General features: G+C 65.0%; 7 protein-coding genes. 5 read left to right on the top strand and 2 right to left on the bottom strand.

What is annotated here, in order from left to right:
- Positions 1 to 139 precede the first annotated feature (139 nt).
- The 3 genes from AC13FW_RS05055 (at position 140) to AC13FW_RS05045 (ending at position 3,525) form a co-directional block, all read left to right on the top strand.
- Complete coding sequence (locus AC13FW_RS05055; protein WP_482988398.1) at positions 140 to 1,177, top strand: DUF4380 domain-containing protein; 1,038 nt, start codon at positions 140 to 142, stop codon at positions 1,175 to 1,177.
- 225 nt (positions 1,178 to 1,402) lie between these two features.
- Entirely contained in the window at positions 1,403 to 3,007 is a 1,605-nt protein-coding gene (locus AC13FW_RS05050; RefSeq protein ID WP_482987674.1) for an OpgD/OpgG family glucan biosynthesis protein, read from the top strand.
- Positions 3,008 to 3,306: 299 nt separating this feature from the next.
- Entirely contained in the window at positions 3,307 to 3,525 is a 219-nt protein-coding gene (locus tag AC13FW_RS05045) for a hypothetical protein (RefSeq protein WP_296250343.1), read from the top strand.
- A 150-nt stretch (positions 3,526 to 3,675) separates the two neighbouring features.
- Here AC13FW_RS05045 and AC13FW_RS05040 read toward each other — a convergent pair whose 3' ends face one another.
- Positions 3,676 to 4,296: a thymidine kinase gene (locus AC13FW_RS05040; RefSeq protein WP_296250341.1), complete on the bottom strand. Its 621-nt coding sequence runs from the start codon at positions 4,294 to 4,296 to the stop codon at positions 3,676 to 3,678.
- 76 nt (positions 4,297 to 4,372) lie between these two features.
- On the opposite strand from AC13FW_RS05040, the gene AC13FW_RS05035 reads away from it, so the two are divergent.
- A complete protein-coding gene (locus AC13FW_RS05035) occupies positions 4,373 to 6,355 on the top strand; it encodes a UvrD-helicase domain-containing protein (RefSeq protein ID WP_482988468.1) in 1,983 nt (660 codons plus the stop codon).
- A 251-nt stretch (positions 6,356 to 6,606) separates the two neighbouring features.
- Positions 6,607 to 7,134, top strand: a complete 528-nt coding sequence (locus AC13FW_RS05030) for a GNAT family N-acetyltransferase (protein ID WP_482988397.1) — start codon at positions 6,607 to 6,609, stop codon at positions 7,132 to 7,134.
- 117 nt (positions 7,135 to 7,251) lie between these two features.
- On the opposite strand, the gene AC13FW_RS05025 is transcribed toward AC13FW_RS05030, so the two are convergent.
- A complete protein-coding gene (locus tag AC13FW_RS05025) occupies positions 7,252 to 7,917 on the bottom strand; it encodes a YceH family protein (protein WP_482988396.1) in 666 nt (221 codons plus the stop codon).
- Positions 7,918 to 8,055: the final 138 nt, after the last annotated feature.

Below are 8,055 nucleotides of genomic sequence, written 5' to 3'. Positions count from 1 at the left end.
CAGCGCCCACCCTTGCGGGCCGCGCCCGGAGGGCCGGCGTCATTCCCGGTAAAGCTTCTGCCGAGCTTGGCTCGGCACTACGGCGGCACGGCCGCTGCAAGCTCTGCCATGATCCGCACTGACCCGCAGGAAGCACCCAATGCAGCTGCATCATCGAATCACCCTCTGTCTGCTATTGCTGCCAACACTGGCGATCGCACAACCCGACACCCCGGCGGAGGACCACGCCGCAGTCCTGGAAAGCAGTGAGCTGCAATTGCAGGCGACCTCCGCCTTCGGCGGCCGGGTGCTGTCGCTGCAGCGCAACGGCGAACCCAATTTCCTGCGCACGGGCGCAGCGGTCCGCACACAACCGGATCCGGTGGTAAACGCCAGCAGCGATGACATCGCCTACCTGGGCCATGACGTCTGGGTTGGTCCGCAATCGCAGTGGTGGCTGCACCAGCAGATCAACCCCGAACGGCGGGCTGCTGCTGCCAACTGGCCGCCGGACCCATGGCTGTCACTCGCCCCTGCGCAATGGCTGCAGCGCGATGCTGGGCAACTGCGCCTGCGCGGCGCCGCCAGCCCGGTAACCGGCATGCAACTGGAGAAGACATTCCGGCTTGACCCCGAGCGCGCCGACACCGTGCAGCTGCAGGTCAGTGGCCAGAACATCCGTGACACGCAGGTCGCCTGGGACCTGTGGTTCAACACCCGCGTCCACCCGGCTACCCGCGTGTTCGTGCCGGTCAGCATGGCCAGCGATATCCGTGTCGAAGGGGCGCCCGATCCGCGCATGCCGGACCATCGCTTTGAGAATGGCATGCTGGTACTGCAGGCCGGTGCTGGCAGCATGGGGCCGCGTGGCAAATGGTTCGTGCAGCCCACGGTAGGCTGGATGGCAGGCTTCAACGGCAGCCAGGCCTTGATCATCCGTTTTGCCAAGCAGCCGCGTGCCAGCATCCATCCCGAGCAGGCCCAGGTCGAGCTGTATCTGGATGCCGGCGGTATCGCCGAGGGCTTGCTGGAGATGGAAGTGCACGCGCCTTACCGCGAGCTGCAAGCCGGCGAACGGATGCAGGCATCCGAGCAGTGGACACTGTTGCAGTGGGACGGCGGGGATGACGAGGCGGCGCAGCGTGGATTCCTGTGTGCGCATGCGGCCGCGTTGCAGTTGGCGGGTGCTTGCCGGTAGAGCGCGGTCATGCGGTGCTGTAGCTATACCGGTTAGGCCTATGCCGAGCATGGCTCGGCACTACCTGGTTCTGCTCCCTCCCTTTGCCGCAGGCAAGGGGAGGGCTGGGGAGGGGTAGGTCTTTCGCCGAAGGCTGAAGGCGGTGTTCATCCGCCCCTGCTCCGAGGCTGTCGATTCACGTAATTGCGCCTACCATGCAGCGGTCCCCAACTGGCACGTCTTTCCATGCAACGACGCGACTTCCTGCGCAACGCCGCTGCCGCCTTGGCGGCATTCGGTCTTCCGGCCTTCAGCGCCTGCGCGGCTGGCAAACCCGCCCAGCTGGGCCTGCGCCGGCTGGGCCAAGCGCAGCCTTTCGACTTCGCCACGCTCAAGGGCCAGGCCCGTGCGCTGGCGCAGGCGCCGTACAAGAGCCACAAGCGCACCCTGCCGGGCGCGCTGGAGAAACTCGACTGGGACCAGTACCAGTCCATCGGCTACCGCCAGGACCATGCGCTGTGGGCTGACCAGCCCGGCAAGTTCCAGGCGAAGTTCTTCCACCTCGGCCTGTACTTCCATTCGCCGGTGCGCATGTTCGACGTGGTCGATGGCAAGGCGCAGGAGCTGGCCTATGACGGCGCGGCCTTCAACTACGGCAAGAGCGGCATCCACGATGGCGAGTTGCCGGCCGACCTCGGCTTCGCCGGCTTCCGCCTCAATACCCGCAGCGATACCGACCGTGACTTCGCCGCCTTCCTCGGCGCCAGCTATTTCCGCGCGGTGGGCAAGGAAGGTCAGTACGGGCAGTCGGCGCGTGGCCTGGCGATCGATACCGGCATGGGCCGCCCGGAGGAGTTCCCGGACTTCATCGCCTATTACCTGGAACAGCCTGCCGCTGATTCGGACACCATCGTTGTTTATGGCCTGCTGGATTCACCCAGCGTGGCCGGTGCCTATCGCTTCGCCATCACCAATGGCGACGTGCTGCTGATGGACATCGACAGCGCGTTGTACCCGCGCAAGGAAATCGAGCGGCTCGGCATCGCGCCGTGCACCAGCATGTACCAGGTCGGCGAGAACGACCGCCGCATGGATTGGGACTGGCGCCCGGAGATCCACGATACCGATGGCCTGTCGATGTGGAACGGTGCCGGCGAGTGGATCTGGCGGCCGCTGTGCAACCCGGCCAACCTGCGTTTCAACATGTTCGTCGACAACAACCCGCGCGGCTTCGGCCTGCTGCAGCGTGACCGCAACTTCGACCATTACCAGGACGACGGCGTGTTCTACGAGAAGCGCCCCTGCCTGTGGATCGAACCCAAGGGGCAATGGGGCGAAGGTTCGGTGCAGCTGGTGGAGATTCCCACTGTCGATGAAACCTTCGACAACATCGTCGCTTTCTGGAACCCCAAGGCCAAGCCGCAGCCGGGCCAGGAACTGTTGGTCGGCTATCGCCTGTACTGGGGCGCCGAGCCGCCAGCACGTCCGCCGCTCGCCCACTGCGTGGCCAGCCGCACCGGCCTGGGTGGCATCATCGGCAAGAAGCGCGAGTATTTCTCGTGGCGTTTCGCGGTGGATTTTGAAGGCGGCGAACTGGCCGGCCTGATCGACAAGGCCGACGTCGAGGCTGTGGTGGAAACCAGCCGTGGCCGCGTGGAAGTGGTATCGGCGCGCCCGCTGCGTGAGATCAAGGGCTACCGCGCCATGTTCGACCTGGTGCCGCCGGATGGCAGCACCGAGCAGATCGACGTGCGCCTGTACCTGCGCAGCGGCGGCAAGACCCTGACCGAAACCTGGCTGTACCAGTACAGCCCGCCGGCTGCTGGTGCGCCGGAGCGGACGTTGTATTGATCAGGGGCCGGGTAGGCGCCACAGTGCTGGGTACCCGGAGCGCTGGCTTCGTTCGTCCTTGGTGGTGATGGATGCGTACAGACCAAGTGGCACCTACACCGCCGAAACTGCGTCAACGGAGTGTGACGTTTACGCTTCGGGGCTTTTCCGCAGGGCCCGAGCAGGTGACTGCGCGGTTGGGCGTGGAGGCGCAAGGTCTGGGTTCGGCAGGGCAGGTGTGCAGGCCGGGTCAGTCGCCGTTGAAACGGTCCTATGCTTTATGGCGGGTTTCGCTGCCTCCATCCGCCCCTGTGTATTCGATGATCCCAGCGGTCATCGCGCATATGGGCGGTGAGCAGGGCATCCTTCGCCTGTTGCTGGATGTGGCGCCCGAGTTTGTTGAAGTGGATCTATTGCTGCCAGTGAAAGATTCGGAGGAGCAGGAAGGGGGTTTCATCTCCAAGGAGGATCTGGCCTGCCTTGCGCGATTAGGAGCCAGTATCTCCTTCAGCTTCACAAGCCGCTTCGAAACTGAGTGAGCTACGGATGCACTCGTTAGCTTGGCGATTGCAATCTAGAGCCCCCTTGAGTCAAGGGGGGCGCGCCGACAGGCGCGGGGATCTGGGTGGTGATGAGCCGGGGCCCGCGGTTTGCGGCGCAAACCGTGGGGTAAATACGCGAATGCGTGTTTACAGCGGCAACGGCGCCTGCATCGGATCAATCCGCCCTTCACCGCGTGTGATTTTCTTGAACTCGGCGCGGCTCACCGACACATAGCGATCGTTGCCGCCGATCTCCACCTGCGGGCCGTCCTGCACGGCAAAGCCGTTCTCGTCGACGCGCACGGTCATCGTCGCCTTCTTGCCGCTGTGGCAGATGGTCTTGATCTCCTGCATCTCGTCGGCCCAGGCCAGCAGGTACTGGCTGCCTTCGAACAGTTCGCCACGGAAGTCGGTACGCAGCCCGTAGCACAGCGCCGGGATGCGCAACTGGTCGACCACCTCGGACAGCTGCCACACCTGTGATTTGCTCAGGAACTGCGCCTCGTCCACCAGTACGCAGCCGAGCTTGCCGTGGGCGGCGATGTCCTGCTGGATAAGCTTCTCCAGGTCGGTATCGCGCTCGAAGGTGGTGGCTTCGGCCTGCAGGCCGATCCGCGAGGCGACTACGCCGGTGCCAGCGCGGTGGTCCAGGTGCGGGGTCAGCAGGGCGACGCGCATGCCGCGCTCGCGGTAGTTGTGCGCGGACTGCAGCAGGGTGGTGGTCTTGCCGGCGTTCATCGCCGAATAGTAGAAATAGAGCTTGGCCATGCCGCATTTTACCGCGCCAGCCGGCGCTCACGGGCGATGGCTTACACTGCCTGCCTGCGACTGAAACCACCCCATGCTGGACTCCCTCAATCCCCCCCAACGCGCGGCGGCTGTGCACGCCGAAGGTCCTCTGCTGGTGCTGGCTGGTGCCGGCAGCGGCAAGACGCGCGTGATCGTCGAGAAAATCGCCCATCTGATCGGTATCCGCCGCTACCCGGCCCGCCGCATCGCCGCGATCACCTTCACCAACAAGTCGGCCAAGGAAATGCGCGAGCGCGTGGCCAAGCGCCTGCGCGCCGAGGACGCGGCCGAAGTCACCATCTGCACCTTCCATGCCTTGGGCCTGAAGTTCCTGCAGATTGAACATGAACAGGTGGGTTTGAAGCGCAACTTCTCCATCTTCGATGCCGACGATGCCGGCGCGCAGATCAAGGATTTGCTGGGCGGTACCAACGCCAAGCCCGACGACATCGAGGACATGAAAAACCTGATCTCGCGGGCCAAGAACTCCGGCCTGTCACCCGAGCAGGCAATGGCGGCGGCGCGCAGCAACCGCGAGAAAGACGCGGCGATGGTCTACGAGCTGTACCAGACCCGTTTGACCTCGTTCAACGCGGTGGATTTCGATGACCTGATCCGTCTGCCGGTGCAGGTGCTGGAAGAACACCCGGATATCGCCCTGGCCTGGCGCGAGCGCATCGGCTATCTGTTGGTCGACGAATGCCAGGACACCAACGATGCCCAGTACCGCCTGCTCAAGCAGTTGGCTGGGCCCGCCGGCAACTTCACCTGCGTGGGCGATGACGACCAGTCGATCTATGCCTGGCGCGGTGCCAATCCCGAGAACCTGCAGCAGATGGGCGTGGATTACCCCAAGCTGCAGATCATCAAGCTGGAACAGAATTACCGTTGTTCCAACCGCGTGCTGCGCGCGGCCAATGCGTTGATCGCACACAACCCGCACGAGCACCTGAAGACCTTGTGGTCCGACCAGGCTGACGGTGAACGCATCCGCGTCTGGGAGTGCCGCAACAGCGAACACGAAGCGGAAAAAGTGGCCGCGGAAATCCATTTCCTGGCGACCAGCCGCAAGATTCCGTGGAGTGATTTCTGCATCCTGTTCCGCGGCAACTTCCAGTCGCGTCCGCTGGAAAAAGCGATGCAGCTGGTCGGTGTGCCGTATCACCTCAACGGTGGCACGGTGTTCCTGGAACGGCAGGAAGTGAAGGACACGCTGGCCTGGTTGCGGCTGATCGTGAACCCGGACGATGACACGGCTTTCATGCGCGCGGTGCAGTCGCCCAAGCGCGATGTCGGTGCAAGCACGCTGGCCAAGCTGGCGGAGCTGGCGTCCGAGAAAGACATTCCGATGGCGCAGGCCGCCGAGAGCATGGGCGCGCTTGCCCAGCTCACCCCGCGTGCGGCCAACAGCCTGAGCAAGTTCACCGACATCCTGCGCGCGCTGCGCCTGGACATGCGGCAGATGAGTTCCGGCGACCTGGTGCGGCGCGTGGCCAAGGACTCGGGCATGCTGGCCGAACTGCGTCACGCGGCCAAGGACACCGCAGGCTACGAGCGTCGCGCCAACAATCTGGAAGAACTGGCGTCGTGGTTCGAGAGCGGCCCGCGTGGTGCCAGCGCCGCCGACATGGCCGCGCAGCTGGCGCTGATCTCGCGCAACGACAAGGACGACGGCGGTAACCAGGTGCGGATGATGACGTTGCATGCGTCCAAGGGCCTGGAGTTCCCGTACGTGTTTATCGTTGGCTGCGAGGACGGCGTGCTGCCGCACCAGGTCAGCCTGGATGAAGGCAATCTGCAGGAAGAGCGGCGCCTGCTGTACGTGGGCATCACCCGCGCCAAGATCCAGCTGTGGATGAGCTTCAGTCGTTTGACGCGCAAGTTCGGCGAGCACATCCGGCTCAAGCCGAGCCGGTTTTTCGATGAGATTCCCGCCGGTGAGATCCAGCGCGATGGTGCCGACCCGGTGGCCGATGCCGCGCACAAGCAGGAGCGGGCCAAGGCCGGATTGGCAGCGATCCAGGCACTGTTTGATTGATGCTTGTCTCCTCCCCTTTGGCGCAGCCAAGGGGGAGGCTGGGAGGGGGGTAGCTTTGGCTCCGGGTTTTGCGCTTTGATTGGGGCCTACCGCAAACAGCCCCTCAGCCCCTCAGCCCTCACCTGACCAAAGGAGACGGCGGTAGTGCCGAGCCATGCTCGGCAGAGGCTTTACCGGCAAAAACCAAAAGCACCCCTCCCCAACCCTCCCCTTGGCTGCGCCAAAGGGAGGGGGCGAAAACCGAGCCCGCCATGTCCCTGATCCAGACCGAACGCCTGCAACTGCGCCTGCTGCGTGACGACGACGGCGATGCCGCCGCGATGCTGCAATTGCTCAACGAGCCGGGCTTCCATGAATTCATCGGTGACCGCGGCGTGCGCACGCTGGAGCAGGCGCGCGAGTATGTGCAGAAGCACACCTTCGGCAGTTATGCCGCGAATGGCTTCGGCATGTATGCGATTGAACGCCGCAGTGATGGCGCCTGGTTGGGCAACGCTGGGCTGGTACGACGCGATGGCCTGCCCTGTGCGGATGTTGGTTACGCCTTGCTTGGTGCCTACACCGGCCATGGCTATGCACTGGAAGCCGTGCAAGGCGTGCTTGCCTACGCGCGCGGCACGCTCGGCCTGGGCGAACTGCGCGCGATCGTCTCGCAGGGCAATGCGCGCTCCGTCGCGCTGCTGGAGAAGGTCGGCTTCCGCGATAACGGCACCGTGGTGCTGCCGGGCAAGGACGAACAGCTGCTGCTGTTCGTCAACATGCCCGTTTCAGCCGCGTAGCCCGGGTAAGCGCAGCGCACCCGGGGGCAAGGATCCCTAGGATCTCCGATGTTCCGCCAAAGGCCCCGGGTGCGCTGTGCTTACCCGGGCTACGGCCGGAATGCGTTCTGAGTCGGCTCAGCCGCCCAGTTGCTCCTGCAACGCTGCAAGCTGTTCCTGCAGTGCTGCGACGGTCGCCTCCAGCTGCTGCACGCGCTCTTCCAAAGCGCTGTTGTCGGCCGTGACGGCAGCGCCCGCCGGCGCGCGGTACTGCGCCGCCAGGGCATCCACATCCACCGCACCGCACAGCAGGTGCATGAAGCGGTCTTCGCGCTGGCCCGAAGCACGCGGCAGCTGCACGACCAGGCCACGTTGCTGCATGCGGTCCAACTGGTGGCGCAGGTCGGCGGCATCGGCGAACTTGGCCATGCGCTCGCTGCGGGTCGTCAACTCACCGGCGGTCTGCGGGCCGCGCAGCAGCAGCAAGCCGAGCAGGGCGACCTGCTGGCGCGGCAGGTCGAGCTTGGGGCCGGTCAGATGCTCGTAGCGGTCGGCGCGCGAGGCGAAGTGCTGGCGCACCAGGCCCAGCGCTTCCAGCTGGCGCAGCGCGTGCTGCACCTTGCCGGCTTCCAGGTTCATCACCGGCTCGCGCGCGGTTTTCTGGTTGGCGGCCACCTGGGTGGCATTGACCGTCAGCGGATAGGTATCCGGGGTGGTGGCCTCCTTCTCGATCAGGCAGCCCAACACGCGCGCCTGGGCGGCGTCGAGGAGAGGGAAATCGGGGGTTTGGCTGGCGTCGGTCACGGTCCGGGCTCTGGTCTTGCTAGGGGGCGCAAGCATAGCTGAGGGGCAAAACCGGGGTCAGGGGCTAAACCGGGGTCAGAGTGGGGGTTCGGTACGAAAACCCCCCACGGCCCCCCGGTTGAGCGCGGTTTGCCCCCA

The sequence above is a fragment of the Stenotrophomonas sp. 21LCFQ19 genome (assembly GCF_056861425.1).
Note: the sequence above shows the minus strand (reverse complement) of the source record. Positions and strands in the feature narration are given on the sequence as shown.